At 41.3% G+C, this 18428-nt stretch carries 12 protein-coding genes; 2 read left to right on the forward strand and 10 right to left on the reverse strand.

The window, feature by feature from the left end; all coding sequences use genetic code 11:
* The first annotated feature begins 143 nt into the window (after window positions 1–143).
* Both M23134_RS21700 and M23134_RS21705 read left to right on the forward strand, forming a co-directional pair.
* Window positions 144–1514, forward strand: coding sequence for a TrpB-like pyridoxal phosphate-dependent enzyme (locus M23134_RS21700; RefSeq protein ID WP_045114070.1), 1371 nt, complete (start codon window positions 144–146; stop codon window positions 1512–1514).
* A gap of 426 nt (window positions 1515–1940) precedes the next feature.
* Window positions 1941–2456, forward strand: coding sequence for a tetratricopeptide repeat protein (locus tag M23134_RS21705; protein WP_002699967.1), 516 nt, complete (start codon window positions 1941–1943; stop codon window positions 2454–2456).
* 342 nt (window positions 2457–2798) lie between these two features.
* Here M23134_RS21705 and M23134_RS21710 read toward each other — a convergent pair whose 3' ends face one another.
* From M23134_RS21710 to M23134_RS21755, 10 genes are all read right to left on the reverse strand, one after another.
* Complete coding sequence (locus tag M23134_RS21710; RefSeq protein WP_002699968.1) at window positions 2799–7124, reverse strand: CHAT domain-containing protein; 4326 nt, start codon at window positions 7122–7124, stop codon at window positions 2799–2801.
* A gap of 162 nt (window positions 7125–7286) precedes the next feature.
* A complete protein-coding gene (locus tag M23134_RS21715; RefSeq protein WP_002699969.1) occupies window positions 7287–8300 on the reverse strand; it encodes an alpha/beta hydrolase in 1014 nt (337 codons plus the stop codon).
* A gap of 136 nt (window positions 8301–8436) precedes the next feature.
* Window positions 8437–9801, reverse strand: coding sequence for a rod shape-determining protein RodA (rodA, locus tag M23134_RS21720; RefSeq protein ID WP_002699970.1), 1365 nt, complete (start codon window positions 9799–9801; stop codon window positions 8437–8439).
* Entirely contained in the window at window positions 9798–11621 is a 1824-nt protein-coding gene (mrdA, locus tag M23134_RS21725; RefSeq protein ID WP_002699971.1) for a penicillin-binding protein 2, read from the reverse strand. Before mrdA ends, rodA begins: the two co-directional genes overlap by 4 nt.
* A complete protein-coding gene (locus M23134_RS21730; RefSeq protein ID WP_002699972.1) occupies window positions 11618–12133 on the reverse strand; it encodes a hypothetical protein in 516 nt (171 codons plus the stop codon). Before M23134_RS21730 ends, mrdA begins: the two co-directional genes overlap by 4 nt.
* Window positions 12126–12965, reverse strand: coding sequence for a rod shape-determining protein MreC (mreC, locus tag M23134_RS21735; protein ID WP_002699973.1), 840 nt, complete (start codon window positions 12963–12965; stop codon window positions 12126–12128). The genes M23134_RS21730 and mreC overlap by 8 nt, the downstream gene beginning before the upstream one ends.
* Before the next feature lie 528 nt (window positions 12966–13493).
* Window positions 13494–14519, reverse strand: a complete 1026-nt coding sequence (locus M23134_RS21740) for a rod shape-determining protein (protein WP_045114084.1) — start codon at window positions 14517–14519, stop codon at window positions 13494–13496.
* 497 nt (window positions 14520–15016) lie between these two features.
* Window positions 15017–16540, reverse strand: a complete 1524-nt coding sequence (purH, locus tag M23134_RS21745; protein WP_002699976.1) for a bifunctional phosphoribosylaminoimidazolecarboxamide formyltransferase/IMP cyclohydrolase — start codon at window positions 16538–16540, stop codon at window positions 15017–15019.
* 260 nt (window positions 16541–16800) lie between these two features.
* Entirely contained in the window at window positions 16801–17376 is a 576-nt protein-coding gene (purN, locus tag M23134_RS21750) for a phosphoribosylglycinamide formyltransferase (RefSeq protein ID WP_002699977.1), read from the reverse strand.
* 162 nt (window positions 17377–17538) lie between these two features.
* On the reverse strand, window positions 17539–18423 hold the full coding sequence (locus tag M23134_RS21755; protein WP_002699978.1) for a geranylgeranylglycerol-phosphate geranylgeranyltransferase: 885 nt from the start codon (window positions 18421–18423) through the stop codon (window positions 17539–17541).
* Window positions 18424–18428: the final 5 nt, after the last annotated feature.

The raw sequence follows: 18428 nt of genomic DNA on the forward strand, positions 1-18428 counted from the left end.
GAATGAAATGCATCTAATAATTAGGTGTAAATATTTTATAATGAGTCAGTTATATTTATTGATAGCTCAGGGCTAATTGCACCGGGATGCCTCGGTATCCAAGGCTTACCGCTACTAATTACCCAATACCTATTTTCAAAACTATGAGTAAAACACGCAAAATTTTGCTATCTGAAAAAGATATGCCCACCCAATGGTATAATATTCAGGCTGATATGCCCAACCCCATGTTGCCTCCTTTGCATCCAGGTACCAAACAGCCCATTGGTCCCGACGATTTAGCGCCTTTGTTTCCTATGGCACTTATCCAGCAAGAGGTTTCGCAAGAGCGTTGGCATGAAATACCAGAACAAGTACAAGACATTTATAAAAAATGGCGCCCTACCCCTTTGTATCGGGCGTACGACCTGGAGAAAGCGTTGGATACACCTGCCAAAATTTACTATAAATACGAAGGAGTAAGCCCCAGTGGATCGCACAAGCCCAATACTGCAGTGGCGCAGGCGTATTACAACAAACAAGAAGGGGTAAAGCGGATTACCACTGAAACAGGGGCTGGACAGTGGGGGAGTGCCTTGAGTTTTGCCTGTGGTTTGTTCGACATGGAGTGTGAGGTGTTTATGGTAAAAGTGAGTTATGAGCAAAAGCCTTATCGTAAGATTATGATGAATACCTGGGGCTCAAGTGTGTATGCTTCGCCTACCAACTTGACTGAAGCGGGCAAGCAAATATTGGCTCAAGACCCTCACTCGCCAGGTAGTTTGGGCATTGCTATTTCAGAAGCCGTAGAACGTGCGGTGCAAGATGAGCATACCAAGTATTCGTTGGGCAGTGTGCTCAATCATGTGCTTATGCACCAGACCATTATAGGCATGGAAGCAATGAAGCAAATGGAAATGGCAGGAGACTTTCCTGATGTGGTGGTGGCTCCTTTTGGTGGCGGGTCTAATTTTGCTGGCATCACCTTTCCATTTTTGCGTCATAAGCTTACCAAAGGCAAAGACCATTTGCGTTTTTTGGCCATTGAGCCAGCTTCTTGCCCTAAGCTTACCAGAGGCGAGTTCCGTTATGACTTTGGCGATAGTATAGGTATGACTCCTTTGATACCTATGTATACTTTGGGGCATAGCTTTGTGCCACCTACCATTCATGCAGGAGGGTTGCGTTACCACGGGGCAGGAGCTATTGTAAGCCAGTTGCTCAAAGACGAAATCATTGAGGCACAGGCCATTCAGCAATTGGAGTGTTTTGAAGCGGGGGTATTGTTTGGTAAAACTGAGGGGATTTTACCTGCACCAGAGGCTACGCATGCAGTAGCGGGTGCCATTCGCGAAGCGAATCAAGCCAAAGAGGAAGGAAAGTCTAAAGTGATTTTGTTTAATATGTGTGGGCATGGGCATTTTGATTTGCGGGCGTACGAAGATTATTTTGCTGGAAAACTCCAGGATCACCATTATTCTGATGAGCAATTGACCAAAAACCTGAAAGAGCTGGATGATATTCCGATGGGATAATTCATATAAAAACTGATTTCTTGCATCGCCCTGTAAGCTGTGTATGGCTTTAGAGTATGTTTAAAAATTAGTTTTCTTGTTTATTGTCAATGGTGAAACAGAGCTCGCTTACGCTCGGTTATAATCTGGGCTAAAAAAGTGATTTTTACGCGCTGACTTCGTTAATTTTTGCGTCAATAGCTTTAGCTATTAGCTTCGCAGAGCTCGGCACAGCATAGCTGTAGCCATCGGTTCACTTAAAAATATATCTCGTCAGCACAAAAAACTCATCATTTTTAACTCCGAAGACAAAATTTAAACATACTCTTACAGGGTTTTATGGGCAGTAAACCATTTGTGCATCCATAGAAATAATTTTCTATATCTCCACTACCTAAAGCGCATCTTCATTACCTTTGTGTCTAAATATACAACTTAATCAATACCATGTTTACACTCAAGGTTCGGCTTTTATTGGGGACAGCAGCCCTTTTAGCCACTGTTTTTTCGTTGTTTTATCAAAATTATCCCAGCACCATTTTATACATTGCCTGCATTGCGGTGTTAGTGGTGGGGTATTATCGCAATGGCACTGTATGGCTGGCTTTGCAACAGTTGCGTAGGCAAAAATATGACAAAGCCAATGAGTATTTGAGCGAAATAAAACAACCAGAGCGACTGGCAAAAAGTCAAAAAGGCTACTATTACTTTATCAAAGCATTTGTGGCTATGTCAAAAGATGATATTCATACTGCCGAAACAATGTTTAATCAAGCCCTGGAGTTTGGTGTGCGTACTCAAAACAATGAAGCGCTGGTGTATTTGCACTTAGCCGATATCAAGGTGGTACATAAAGACAAAGCGGCGGCTGAGGCATATTTGCAAAAGTTGCAAGCCTTGAAGTATAGAGCCAATCTGCAGAGCTTTATCAATGAAGTAAACGAAGGTGTGGCTGAGCTTTAAAGTAAGTGTGGTAGGTATAAAGTGTTCATTTTAATGTTGCTTCCTTAGCAAAGCTTTTAGCCTTTAGCTATTAGCTTTTACCTCTCGCAGATGGCTTACGCAACTGTCTTTTTAAGGGTTCAGTATTTAAGGAAACAGCAGTGGGAAATAGTTGCCTAGCAACCAACTTTCATCTGCCGATTTTATAAGTTGCTAAAAATCAATGTACTATAAAACCGAGGGAGCTTGTAGCGTGACCTTCAGTTTGCTGCTTAAAGCGATGAACTCATCTTGAATAAGCACCCATAAAAAAAGGCAGTTACTCAAAAAAGTAACTGCCCTTGAAGTGGAGGTATGCGCCTTTTAATCAATGCCCATCATATTGAAAGCCCCCCAGTATATAGGATCTTTGTATTCCGCTTTGATCTCTTTTTGGGCTTCAACAAAAGCCTGGCGTTTGTTGCCAGTGGCAAGCCATTTTTTATAAAATTTACTCATCAGCTTTTGAGTAGCATCATCTGACACTTTAAACAAGCTCATGATCAACACATCGGCTCCTGCTACCAAAAACGAGCGTTGCAAACCAAACACCCCTTCACCTATCTGAACTTCTCCCAGCCCGGTTTCACACGCTGACAACACCACCAATTCGGTATTGTCAAAATTGAGGTTCATGGCTTCATAAGCTGTCAAAATACCATCGCTGCTGTAAAAGTTATTTGTTTTTGCCAACAAATCGCCTGCGCCGTGGGTAAGCAAACCCGAACGGTGCAAAGGACCACTGGTGATTTGATTGCTTCTTAATCCTTCTGCTCCAGGAGTGTCATCTTTTTTGTGACTGACAAAAAAACCGTGTGTTGCCACATGAAACACTCTGGGGTTTTGCAAGCCTCTTATGTTAATTTCTTCGGCCACATTGTTAGTAAACACGTTGGTTTTCCATCCCTTTTGGCGCAACAATTTATTTACCTCGCTTATTTCTTTCTCCGTGCCAGGCAAGCGGCTAATAAATCCGATTTCTCCTCTTTTGCTTGCCGAACGAGCTATTTTTAAGATTTTGTCGTTACTGTAAAATACCGGGTTTCCAAACAATACCGCCCGATTGTTTACCTCTGCTGGTTTGTCGTTTGCTTTGGCCAGCTTATTTTGCTGGTTTATCACCAAATCTTTAGTATTGCTCACCAATACCACGTTGGTTTTGTCTATCACATAAGTAGTATCAGCTATGCGCATCGACGATACATTTACTTGGTTGTAGGCTCCATCGGGCGACAAGTACACCCTATTGATTCCTGCCAGTGCCTTGTCTATGGGCAACCAGTAGTTTTTATAAGAATAGCGATCTTTGCGACGAAAACGGGTACTGTTTCTATAATACCTCAGGTAACGGTTTTCTAGTTGATTGCCATTGCTCAACAATACCAACTGTGGGCTTCGTTTACTCTGTTTGGTTACAATAAGTGCCGCGTAACGTACCGAATCGGTAAACCCTTGATTGTATTCCCGGTAACGGATAACCTCTATGGCAGCTTCCCCATCTTTCAATGTTTTTTGTACATCTTTCCAGGTATAGTTTTTCTTTTCAAACTCTTTGGCAAACAGGTTTGACTTTTTGTTGAGTTTTTTTTCAAGTTGTTCAATTTCCTTCTCTATTTTACGAGGCTTGATATTGCTTTCTTTTAACTTGTCTTCGTTCAACGATAATATGCTGGTCAGAAACTCCTTTCGATCTACCCATTGCTTGTACAAGTCTATCAATTGTTGGTCGCCACTATTCAAAATACGGTTACGTACTTTTCTTGATGAACTCAGCAACAGTGCTTTGGTAGCAAGCGCGTGGTCATACATTTTACTTAACAGCTTCTTGCGTCGGCTTTTGCGGTGTGCCTGTTTAACAGCCAGTGTATTATAAAACTCAAAGTCAGCCCGTATCAGCCCCCAGTACTTGGCTTTTTCGCCTTCGCTCAACACCGGAAAGTAAGTCTTGATATACTCTAGGTATTGATCGGTTGCCTGCTCTAAAATTTTGTTTGATTGACGGTACCTTCCCCTTACAAACTCCACTTTACCTATTTTGCTCAACGAACGCACGTACTCAGGATGTTCGTCATTAAACACCTTTTTATACATTTTGCGTGCCCGCTGATATTCTACTTTGGCTTTTTTAAAGTTTTTGGTTTTGGCGTATAAATCACCGCTGAGCATGGCTACCCTTGCTGAGTTTACATTTTCTTTGCCAAAAGCATCGAGCCAAATATCGTCTGCCTGATTCAATTGGGCAAAAGCAGTCTCATATTGGTTTTTTTCTATGTGATAATACGCCATGTTTTTGAGCGCCTCAGCATACAAAGGGTGCTTATCGCCAAAAGTAGTTTTATAAATAGTAAGCGATTTCTCCAGCAAAGGCTTTACCTCGGTACTGTCCTGACCGCCCCGGTTAAATTTCACCAAGGCAAGGTGAGTATATGCTTCTGCCATTGTAATGTGGTTTTCGCCTAGTTTAGCCTTGCGTATATCCATGACCTCTTTAATACTTTCTTCAGCCTTTTGGTAGTCACCAATAGCCAAGTACAACGAGCCTAGCAACCCAATACTTTCGGCATAACGAATGGTAGTATGTCCATATACCTTTTTAGATATTTCAGACGCACGCACGGCAAGCTTTTCTGCTTCGGCATATTTACCCGTGATGAGGTACAACTGACTCAGTTGGTTGAGTAAATTGACCAACTTACGGCTTTCTTTGCCATATTTGGCTTCTTTTTGTTCAATGGCTTCATTCAATAACTCTTCAGTTTCGGCGTATTCGCCAATTCTTATGTACAAAAAAGCAAGGTTTTCTACCGACTTCGATTGTTGCGAAATATCGCGGGCGCGCATTCCCCAATAAATTCGACGGGCTCGCCTTAGCAAACGTTCGGCGGTATAATATTGCCCAATAATGCCATACAAACGGGCTGCGGTGCTCAATGCATCGGCATACTCAAACGAACGTCGGCGAATTTTCGACCTAATGATGCCCATAGACTCTTCTATGTTTTTCTCTGCATTTTTATAATCCCCTACTTTAATTTGCATTTCGGCGAGTTTGGCGAGTTGTTTTCCGGTTTCACGGTCTTCAGCCCCCAATTTCTCTGTCTGCACTTTTACGTTATTTTCTAAAATCGCCAATGCTTCTTTATACTCCTCTTTTACATCATGATAGGTAGCAATATAGTTTTGTATGGGAATATAATCTTTGTGGGTTTTGGTGAGCTCGTCCAAATATGTTTGGTATTTTTTCTCGGTGAATACTTTTTCAGCATTGCTCAAATCATCTGCGTGCAGTAGGTAATAATTTGCCCATTTGAGCTTGTACAACTCATACTTGGGAGCATCTTCACCCATCAGCTCTTTTTGTAGCTTAAGCAAATGGTTAATATCTTTTTCGGCCTGTATCAAGTTCGCTTCTTTGTACATATGCAAGTCGTACAGGTCTTCTACCAACCGCACCCTTAGAGGGTGATACACGGGCAACAAGGTACTATCAGTTTGTTGCAATTCATCAAACCTTCTTTTGGTTCGTCGGCTACCACGATTATAATGCTTAGAGCGTTCGGCACGTAAAAACTCCCCACGCAGACGTTGTATATTTTTGCCTCTATAAAATGCATACATAATTTTATCGCGGTATTCTTGCTGTAGGTTGGCCTTGATAGGGTGTCGGTTTTCAAAATACATCCGAATGGTTTGATCATACACCGACAAATAAGTTTTACTTGACTTAATGTACCCTCTGGTTAAAAACAAATTAGGCTTGGCTATTTTCAGGGCTTTTTTGTACCAGCGCATCGAGCGGGCGTAGCGTTCGTCGTTGGCATAGTTATCGGCGATTTGTTTGAGGTACAATCCATAAGTTTGGCTTTTTTTCCAAATCAGCTTTCTTACTTTTCTGCGTTTTGCCAACAAAAACTTAGCAGCCTTTTCATACTCCCCTTTGTCGGTCATGAGCATACTTTGGGCAATGAGCAACTTTATATACTGGTGTTTGTGGTACCTACGCACCCATTTGTTAGCCACTGGTGTAGCAATCAGATTTTGCCAAAAAGGAAGCGCCTGATCCAGCAATTGACCAGCATCTTTGAGTTTGCCAATACGAATATAAGTGACTGCCAGACGATGGTTTACTTCGGTTAGCCCTATTGAATCTTTGGCAGTACTGTCACCAGTGGGTTGTGACAACCAGTTTTGCCTGGCCTCTTCCAGTAGCTTGCGGGCTTTCGAGTAGTAGCCATATTCCAGGTATACATCTGCGGCTTTGTAGGCCCCTACAAGATAGCTTTTAAAGTCATTGCTTTTGACGGCTTGTAATGTAGACAGTCCTTCATTCAGCAGTTGATTCATTTTGTCAAAGTGTCCCAAAGCTTCCCGGCTCTTCGCTTCCTGAATCTTTCCCCAGGCTTTGAGCACCTCGCTTGTAAGCTTTTTCTTTTGTTTTTTGTGTTTGCGCAACGCTTTTTTGTAACGCCCCTTTTTGTACAAACGCTCAGTTTTGCGAAACACCTGTTCCCAGGGCTGGGTAGGTTGAGCTTGTACCCAATGACCCATAAAAATAGCCAGGCACACCAACCACCAGCCAAAACCAGTGAGGCCTATAGGCTTGTATTTTCGTTGTGTGTGTTGTTGATGTAATGGTTTTCTCAAATTCATTGTATTTTTAATTAGTTAAGTAACCCTGTCATTCAAAGCTGTTGGCATTGAATGCCTGATAAGATTTAATTGATTAGATATTTTAGGTTATATATAATAGTGATTGATTGTCTTCAATCTGACTTATTAACGAATATTACGACCAAACCCTGTATACAGGCATTACTTTTCTACGGGCTTCAACTTAAGCACTTCTTCGGCAAACTCAAAGGTTTTTTGAGCCACTCGTTGATAGTTTTTGCTGGTAATATAAGAAGCAATGACATGGGAGCCTGCCTTAGGAAACGCCACCTGTCTTTTTTGAGATGGGGGAGTACCCAGTTGTGTATACATTTGTTTCATTGCTTTTACCGAAACAACTTTGTCTTGATGTGCTTCATCTTTGTAGTAATACCCCAAAAACAAAGGTTGCTTGATTTTGGCAAACAGAGCGTTGCCCATGGTATTTGCTACCAGCGATTTAAGTGCCACAGTACCCTCAAAGCGATAGCGGGTAGTCCAGTATTGTTGTTTTTTTGGGCTACTTTCTCCGGTAAAATCGTAATATTTGCTATCAAATACCAGCCTGGCCACTTGCAAGCCCCACGGCTTATTGAGCAAATAAAGTGCAGGAGAGTAAAAGTCGATAAGCGGAGAGTATAAAATAATACCAGCAAGTTCGGGGTGTTGTGCTGCCAGGTATAGCCCTAAAGTTGCCCCGGTAGAGGTAGCCATTATAATAACCCGCTCACCCAATTGCTGGGCAATGGCCACTGCCTCTTTAGCCGAAGCTAATAATTGGTCTACCGTGAGGTTTTCAAATGCTTCCTGATTGCCAATGCCATGTCTGGCAAGCCGTGCCAGGTACATATTGCACCCATAGCGTCGAGCAAAATTGCGGTGTACAGGTTCGCCTTCGGCCCAAGTAGCCGAAAAACCATGCAAATATACTAAAGCGTAAGGTGTTTTTTGTTTTTTAGTTGAGTCAGCCCACACAATGCGTGCTTCATTATCCGGCCTTAGATCTTTTACTTTTTTTTCTTTGGCGATTACCTCTTGCTCAAGTTGTGCCAGGTTATTGGTTACTTGAGGCAAGGTAGTGTCAAGCACAGGAGAGGGAGGAGTAGGGCCTAGCAGGTATACAATTGTCAATACCAACAAAAGAACCCCCAACCATTTAAAAATACGCTTTATCATTTTTTTAGAAACTTATCAAACTGCCCTTTGGTTAATTTTAAACAAGCACTCAAAAAACTATATAAAAACAGGGAATGAATATAAACATTCATTCCCTGTTGTGCGAATTTATTTCTAAAAACTGTAGAGATGCCTTTTACTGTCTTGCCAGTATTTGCTTACGGTGAGCGTCAAGTTTGAGCAGAATAAATATCAAAATAGAAAAAGACCACATAGATGAGCCTCCATAGCTGATGAGGGGCAAGGGAATACCCACCACCGGAAACAGCCCTATAGTCATGCCGATATTGATGGCAAAGTGAAAAAATATAATAGAAGCCACCGAGTAGCCGTAGACTCGCACAAAAGTATCTTTTTGCCTTTCGGCGATGGCTATCAGCCTTGCCATAAGCAAGAGGTATAGCGAGATCACTACTAGGCTTCCTATCCAGCCACGTTCTTCGCCAATGGTACAAAAAATAAAATCAGTACTTTGTTCGGGTACATAGCCCAGTTTGGTTTGGGTACCTTGTCTAAACCCTTTGCCAAAAAAGCCCCCCGAACCAATGGCAATTTTTGATTGGTCTACATTCCAACGTGCACGTTTTGAGGCTTTTTCTGGCTTAATCAATACTATGATTCGTTCTCGTTGGTATTTTTTGAGTACATCGTTTACTATATAACTTACGCTAAATATATAGCCAAATACCAACACCGCACTCATGATAATGACGGTACGTTGCTTAGACTCAGTAAACAAAAGTAAACTGATGACAGTCATAATGGCAATGCCAACAGCAAGGTTCCAAACCCCTACAATAAGGGTTAAGAAAAACAAAGTAACCACCGAGAACCCCCCCAAGAGTAACCAGTGAGGGATAATTTTTTCGCGGTATAGCACAAAGGCAAACGAAGCAAACACCATGGCTGAGCCTGTATCGCCTTGAATGATGATCAACACTGCCGGAATAGCAATAATAAATCCGGCTATTACATAAGTGTCTAGCTTTTCGAGCGCCTTTCGTGGAATACCTAACCCAATGCGTGATAAACCAAATACTTGCTCAGAGAAAAACCAGGTAATTCTGCCAAAAAATCCCAGGCTTTGCGGGCGGGGCACTTGCAGAAAACGCGCCAACGCCAGCGCCGTAGCAAACTTGGCAAACTCGGCGGGTTGTAAACCTACTCCGCCTATCATAAACCAAGACTTAGAACCATTGATGGTAGAGCCCACCAAAAGCACCATGACCAGTGCCGACAACATAGCAATGTAGATGGGATAGGCAAAGGCTTCGAAAAAACGCATGTCTACCACTATAATTACTACAATTAGGATCACCGCCAAGCCAAACCACATCATTTGCTTGGCTGACCTAAGCGAAAAATCGAAAAAACCCTGGTGTATTTCTGGTTTGTATACGGCTGCAAAAATATTGACAATGCCCACACACACCAATGCCAGGTATAGCAATACTGCCATCCCGTCGAAGTTGAGCCCGTTTTTTTTGTCCTGTGTGTTCAATTGATAAAGCTTTTTTCTATGACCATTTTTTCTGTGCTGGGGCGCAATGTTTTTCCCTTGAGATAGCGGGCAATCATTAGATTAGCAATAGGAGCCGCCCAAGTTCCTCCAAATCCGGCATTCTCTACATATACTGCAATGGCTATTTTAGGATTTTCTTTAGGAGCAAACGCAATAAATACTGAGTGATCTTCTCCGTGTGGGTTTTGTGCAGTACCAGTTTTACCACATATGGTAATGTCGGGCATAATGGCATAACCAGCTACTGTACCTGCTTTTACTGCCCCTTCCATACCGTCTATAATAAGTTTAAAGTACTGAGGGTCAATGGTTACCTTATGTTTTTTGATAAACTCAGGCAATTTTTTCTTGTTTTTGCCTATCCCCTTAATCAGGTGTGGCGTGTAGTAATACCCCTGGTTGGCTATAATGGCCGCAATATTTGCCATCTGTAACGGTGTAACCCCTAGTTCGCCCTGGCCAATACTCAAAGAATAAATGTTAGAAAATTTCCATTTACCTTCGCCAAACTTTCGGTTATAAAACGAAAGTGATGGTACATTGCCCCCTTTTTCGTTGTTAAGGTCAATGCCTGTTTTGGCTCCCAAGCCAAAGCTCAAAAGGTGTTGTCGCCACTTTTCATAGCCAATTTTACCATCGCTTCCTTTAGATACTCCGCCAGTACTGTCAACCAGTTTGTTTTGGTAAATAATGCGTCGGAACACATTGAAATAATAAGGGTTGCAAGAGTGTTGAATAGAGCGCTGTAGGTCTACTGTGGGGTGCCAGTGACATTTTACCAGGCTTTTGTTGCAGGCAAATACTGTTTGTGATGAAATTACATTTTCTTCTTGCCCAATCAATGCTTGTACTGCCTTAAAAGTAGAACCTGGCGGGTACTTAGACCGAATGGCACGATTGTACAAAGGTTTGGTTTTGTTGAGCAACAAGGGGCCAAAGTTTTTTGAAAACTCACGCCCTGTCAACAAATTAGGGTCATACGAAGGTGCCGAAATCATAGTTAAAATTTCGCCAGTAGTAGGTTCAATAGCTACTATAGCTCCCCGTTTGTTGCGCATGAGTTGTTCACCGTATTTTTGTAGTTCAAGGTCTATGCTCGAAATCAAGTCTTTGCCCGCCACTGAAGCAGTGTCGTATTTTCCTCCTTTATACGCCCCTTTTTTATTACCTCGAGCGTCTTCATATACCATTTTTACTCCACGTCGTCCACGCAAATACTTTTCATAAGCAGCCTCCAGCCCACTAATACCAATGTAGTCGCCCTGTTGGTAATAGTTAGCCGTGTCTTTTTCTTTCTTTAGCTGTTTTTTGCTTATTTCTCCGATGTATCCCAAGGCATTTGCCAGGCTTTTATGAGGATAAGCACGTACAATTTTAGATTCGGCATAAAAGCCGGGGTAGTCAATGAGTTTGTCCTGGATTTTGGCAAAGTCCTTACGGGAAATTTGTTTTAGAAAAGCCTTGGGCTGCTTGCCACGTACTTTTACCCGCTTCATGTTTTTGTCAAACTGGGCTTTGGTTATGCTCAAAAAATTACAAAAGGCAAGGGTATCCTTTATCTTTACTTTTTTAAGGTCTACCATCAGGTCATACACTGGAGTATTGAAAGCCAACAGCTTACCATTTCTGTCATAAATGAGTCCTCGGTGTGGGTATATTTTTATAGAACGTATGGCATTGCTTTCGGCTTTTATTTTATAGTCGCTTACCAAAACCTGGATCATAAACAGCTTGATAAGGAAGGTAAGCCCGGTAGCCGTAAATAGCCCCAATATAATCCATTTTCTACTGTCGTTCATGCTTGTTTTGTTGCTTTTTTAGGCGATAAGTACTGAATAATAACGCTTAATACAAAAGTGAAAATTGTGCTAAAAAATATTTTAACCAATGTATGGAAGAACAATTTGAAATGTGCAATCTCTATAAAAAAGATCATACTATGGTGTATAAAAATAAGAATGATGGCATACAAACTAAACCTGAGCAGGCTTCGCTCTTTTAGATCATTGTCATCACCTGCATTTTTAGGAGTCACTACCTTTAGCACAAAGGGTCGGATAAAGGCAATGAGTACACAGGCAGCACTATGAATACCCCAGGTATTGTAAAAAGAGTCGACTATAAAGCCCAGCAAAAAACCTGAAAACAGCAAAACATCACGTTTGGTGTCCTGGGGCAGGTTTAAAATAAAATTGATGTACACAAAGCAAAAGGCTACATCAAATAACTCAAGGTTTTTGGCAAAAAATACCTGTAAAATGATGTAGAGTACAAAGTATACTACTTGGGTTACTATGGTTTTGTTATTCATCTATATCTTCAAATGACTCTCGCTCAAGCGACTCTTGTTCTAATTTTAATCTGTTTTTGATGACATATACATAAGACAACTGATTGAATTCAGTGGCAAGCTGTACATCAATGTCAAAAAAGGTTTCTTCTGCTTTTCTACCTACTTTTTTTACTACACCAATGGTAATGCCTGCCGGAAAAGTACTGTTATAGCCAGAGGTAACGATGGTGTCTTTTTCTACTACGTTCAAATGTCGGGGTACGTCCAGCATTTTGGCTTGAGAGGGGTCGCCTCCCTGCCACTGTATGTAGCCCAATGAATTGTTCTTTTTGATCTCTGACGAAATCCTCATTTTAGAGTGCAACAGTGACACTACAATAGAGTAGTGCTTAGAGCAAGATTTGATCTTGCCTACTGCTCCTTCTGGAGAAATGACCCCCATGCCAGGTTTTATACCGTGCAGGCTCCCTCGGTTAATCGTAAGATAATTATTGTGTTTATGGGTAGAGTTGTTTACTACCTTGGCCACATCATATTGGTACTGTGCTACAATGAGCGAATCGCGAATGGGGACTACCTGGGCATTTTTGGCAAATTGTTTTTTTGCCACCAAATAGCGTAACTGGGCATTTTCCTGTGCCAATTTTTCGTTTACATCTCTCAGGTTGAAATACTCCCAGACACTGTTCGACACACCTAACAGTTGCCCGGTATATTCGCTCGAAATGTTATAAAAAATAGTGTTTTGATATTTATTGCGGGTAACAATTAATATCAGGCAGAAAATTTCAAGTAGCAGGAATAAAATGGGAGTCCTGAATCTTTTGATTAATAAAAATAGCGATTGCATATTTTTTACTCTGACAAATTTAAATGTCCCTTACTCTCAGTATTTATAAAGATACCCGATAAATCGGGATTTGCCACTTGGTTCCGGGGACTGAGTACGATGGTATTATCTTACTAACCATTTTAAGTATTGCCTTGTTAGTTTTTGGTTTTGTTGGCAAACTCGCGTGATTTTACAAAACTGTAAATAAAAACTTTGGTTATACTCCAAAATAAAATGCTAATATACACCAAGTACTGCCTGAAAATCAAGCAATAAGTAATTCTTCCATGTATTTTAACATATACACAAAAGAAATTATTATAAGGCGTATATTAGCACTAAAAAACTTAGTACACTGTAAATTAAGTAAGTTGTTATTTAGTTCGAGTTTATTTTGTTTGCTGGCGATCTTTACAAATAGAGCATAGCCAAAGCTACGCGATTTTTGTAAAGAGAAGTCAGAGGGCAAAAGAAGCCGAAAAAAGCATAAGATATTTATTTTACAGTGTACTTAGTATACTTTCAATTAAGTAGGTTACTAGTACCCTAGCTCATCAATACTGGTTTGTATGCTTCAAGGTTTTTTAGGGCAATACCAGTACCTCGTACTACAGCTCTTAATGGATCATCGGCAATATGTATAGGTAGCTTGGTTTTAAGCGCCAAACGCTGATCTAAACCTTTGAGCAATGCTCCACCACCAGTCAAATAAATACCATTGTTGTAAATATCAGCAGAAAGTTCTGGAGGAGACATTTCCAGGGTTTTCAACACCCCGTCTTCTACTTTAGAGATAGACTTGTCAAGGCAAAAAGCAATCTCAGAATAACTCACCTTGATTGTTTTAGGAATACCCGTCATCAGGTCGCGTCCTCTTACCTCGTAGTCGGCAGGTGGTTCGTCGAGCTCAGCCATTGCCGAACCTACTTCCATTTTGATACGTTCAGCCGAACGCTCACCAATCAATAGGTTATGCTGACGACGCATATAGTTTAGAATGTCCTGAGTAAACACATCCCCGGCAGTTTTGATAGATTGCTCGCATACAATCCCCGAAAGGGCAATTACGGCAATCTCGGTAGTACCACCTCCAATGTCTACAATCATAGAACCCACTGGCTCATCTATATTGATACCAATACCTATAGCGGCTGCAATAGGCTCGTGTATCATATATACTTCGCGTGCACCGCAGTGTTCAGCCGAGTCTTTTACCGCTCTTTTTTCTACTTCGGTAATACCAGAAGGAATACAAATCACCATTCGATAAGAGGGTGTGAAAAAACGACTTCCTGAGTTGATCATTTTGATCAAACCACGAATCATTTGCTCAGCTGCAGTAAAATCTGCGATTACACCATCTTTCAAAGGGCGGATAGTTTCTATTTCCCGGTGGGTTTTTTCGTGCATTTGCATGGCTTGTTTGCCAATTGCAATTACCTTACTGTTTTTTCGATCTATGGCAATTATAGAGGGTTCATCAACCACAACTTTATCTTTGTGGATAATGAGAGTGTTGGCAGTACCAAGGTCGATGGCGATGTCGCCAGTAAAAAAATCAAATAATCCCATGGTAGTTTTGCAATATTTATAAAACTTTTCAGATATAGTATTTGCCCTTAGGAGCTTGGTCAAAATAAGTGTCGAGTTTTGGCAAAGGAACTCAAGGTTATGTGAGGTAATTAGCCTTTGGCAGAGCTCGGCAAAGCGAAGCTTTAGCCATCGGTTTTTGCAGTTGTAGCCACAGCTACGGCTAACCAAAATTAACAAAGCATAACAAAGAGTACTATAAAGTCAAAACAGACAGTTATTACGATCAGATTCTAGTATAGGCAGTTGAGATTTAATATTTGTATCAAGTGTTTTAGAACCTGTCAGGTATCCAACACGCTATTTTATTAAAAAACCACTACGCTAGGCAAATATTTTGGAATAGCCAACAGTAACCTACAAAATTCTTAAGTACTGATTTACTACTTCCGTAAAGGTAACAAAGTAAGCCATATACAGGCTAAAAAGCTTGATTGATAGTTATAAGCAGGCTTTTTAACCTGTGTATGCACTTTTTATTAGTGTTTAAAATGGCGAACCCCAGTAAAGACCATTGCTATGTCGTTGTTGTTGCAATAGTCGATAGATGCTTGGTCTTTGATAGAGCCCCCCGGTTGAATTACGGCTGTGATGCCTGCTTCGTGGGCAATTTCTACACAGTCGGGAAAAGGGAAAAAGGCATCAGAAGCCATCACAGCTCCATTTAGGTCAAAACCAAAATGTTTGGCTTTGATAATGGCTTGTTTAAGCGCATCTACTCGCGACGTTTGTCCTACACCACTGGCACACAACTGATTGTCTTTGGCCAGTACTATAGTGTTCGACTTGGTGTGCTTGGCTATTTTGCTGGCAAACACCAAAGCTTTTATTTCGTCGGCGGTAGCCTCTTTTTTCGTCACAGGTTTCAGATCGGCAGCACTTTCTATGGTTGCGTCTCTGTCTTGCCCAATCACTCCATTAAGCAAAGTTTTGAACAACGGAGAAGCGGGTAAATTTGTTTTCTTTTTTAACAAAATCCGTTTTTTCTTGCCTTTGAGAATCTCCAGCGCATCTGCGTTGAAATCGGGGGCAATCAAAACTTCAAAGAATAATTTGTGCAATTCTTCGGCAGTTTCAGCGTCTACGGTGTTGTTAGTAACAATTACCCCACCAAAAGCCGAAACCGAATCCCCGGCAAGTGCTCTTAAGTAAGCCTCTTTGGGGGTACTGCCAGTGGCTACTCCACAGGCATTGGTATGTTTGAGTATGGCATACGCCGTTTCTGTTTCGTCAAATTCTTCCATCAATGCCACTGCCGCATCAACGTCTACTAGGTTGTTGTAAGATAATTCTTTGCCATGCAGTTGGTCAAACATTTCGTCAAGGTTACCGTAAAAGTGCCCTTTTTGGTGAGGGTTTTCTCCATAACGCAATGTTTTTGCCTGGCGGAAGCTTTGCTTGAAACGAGGAAGTTCAGCGTCTTGATTGAAATAGTTGAAAATAGCCGTGTCGTAATGAGAGCTAATGTCAAACGCCTGAGCAGCCAAACGCTTGCGGTCTGCCAAAGAGGTAGCCCCTTGGTTTTGTTCAAGCAAGGCATTAAAATCGTCGTATTGTTCACGAGAGGCAAGCACTGCCACATCTTTAAAGTTTTTGGCGGCAGCTCTTATTAGCGAAATACCCCCAATGTCTATTTTCTCGATGATGTCGCTCTCGCTGGCACCCGAAGCCACAGTGTCTTCAAATGGGTACAAGTCTACGATGACCAGGTCGATAGAAGGGATTTCGTATTGCTCAATTTGAACGGTGTCTTGTGCTTCTTCTCTGCGGGTAAGAATACCTCCAAAAACTTTAGGGTGTAAGGTTTTTACCCGACCTCCCAAAATAGAAGGGTATCCGGTGAGGTCTTCTACAGCGTGTACTTCTACGTCAAGTGATTGGATAAATTTTTGGGTGCCACCAGTAGAGTATATTTTGACTCCGTTTTGATCTAAAAGCTTGACAATTTTGTCTAGTTTTTCTTTGTGAAAAACTGAAATCAGGGCAGATTCTATCTTTTTCAATGTATACTAAAATTTTGGGGTTTTGTCTCAGCCTTGCTTTCTAACTCTCAGGTCTTTTGCCAAATTGTATTGATAAACATTAAGTAAGAATAAATCTGGTGGGAAACGACTTAATCAGGTTGTGTGAATGTGTGAAAATTAAACCTAACCCACTGTTTTTATTGCACGAAATTTTATCAAGTAACTATTTGAGAGCTAAAGACTTAGCATTCTGCTTTTGACAGGCTTTATTTAGGCGACAAAGTTACATGTTTTTTTAGTTATATCTGTAGGTTTTTTACCAATTCTTCTACCACTTTTGGAAAGTGCTCATGTTCAAGTAGTTGCACTTTTTTTGCCACCACTTCCGGAGTGTCTTCTGGGGCTACTGGGCAGCTTTTCTGAAAGATAGCTTTGCCCTCGTCGTAATGTTCGTTTACATAATGGATAGTTATGCCAGTTTTAGTTTCCTTATTTGCCACCACCGCTTGGTGTACTTTCATGCCATACATACCCTTGCCTCCGTGTTTGGGCAATAATGCCGGATGAATATTGATCACCCGCTGAGGAAATACCTCAATCAGATTTTGGGGCACCAGCCATAAAAAACCCGCCAATACAATCAAGTCAATCTGGTGTTGTTTGAGCAAGTCAACCACCTCGTTGCTTTGGTAAAAACTTTGACGGTTGATCACCTGGGTAGGCACACCAAAACTTTGCGCTTTGTCAAGTACCTTTGCCTGAGGTTTGTTTGACACCACCAGACTCACCTTTGCCAGCGAACTGTCTTCGAAATGTTCTATTATTTTTTGGGCGTTACTGCCCGTACCAGAAGCAAAAATAGCAATGTTTTTCATGAATTATTTTTTACAGTAAATCTTGGGTGTTGGTACTTTAAGCCACAAGTCTTTAGCTATGTTGAACTTGCAAAATTGGCTTATTAAGCTGGTTATTTTCAGGTGCTTATAGGTTGATGGATTGTTTTTTAGTTTTTACATTCGTAATAGAATAACTCTCAATTAAAAAACCAACACCATACTCAACACCCCTATCAGCATAATAAATTTGCAAAAGTGACTCAAATATCTGTATTCTTTTTTGGTATCGGCACGGCGAAGGCGAATAAAAAGGAAAAAAAGTGATGGGAGCACAAAAATGACCAGATAAAGTATAAATAAATGACGATATACAAAGAGCGTAGAGAGTAATATAGCTGTGAGAATACCCAGAAATACATAAATTACGTTTTTGGTGCGGCGCATGCCCCATACAATGGGCAGGGTTTTGCAGCCAAAGGTAGCATCTCCCCTTACATCTTCCATATCTTTGATTATTTCGCGGATAATGGTGATAAAAAAAGCAAACGTAGCAAAGGTAAACAACGACAGCTGCTGTTGCTCGTAGTATACTGCCATCACTATCACCACCATTGCTGTGAGCACCGCTATAGCGGCATTGCCCACCAGTGGCAGGCGTTTGAGTTGGTTGGAGTACAACCAAAGCAGAAAACCCGCAATAAAGTTAATGACCCCTACTTTAAGGCTGAGCCAGACACCTAAACCAATGCCAATAAAATTGAGGGTAAAGTGTGCGCCTAATGCTACCCTCCGTTTGATGAGCCGCCCTATCACAATGCGTTTGGGTTTATTGACCCGGTCTATTTTAATGTCATAATAATCGTTGATAATGTAACCCGCCGCTGCCACAATCACCGTAGAGGAGCTAATGATCAATAGCGGAAGTTCTTGTAAAGTAGTAAGCCAGGGCTGTTGAGGGCTGATAAGAAAAATTTTGACCATGTATTGGGTAAAAACTATGATCATCAGGTTTTGCCACCTTACCAGTTTAAGAAAGCTCGTCCAGGAATCTTTTTTGACTAATGTTGTAGTATTGTTTTGGGGCATTGTGC

Source organism: Microscilla marina ATCC 23134, from assembly GCF_000169175.1.
GTDB classification, from domain to species: Bacteria; Bacteroidota; Bacteroidia; order Cytophagales; family Microscillaceae; genus Microscilla; species Microscilla marina.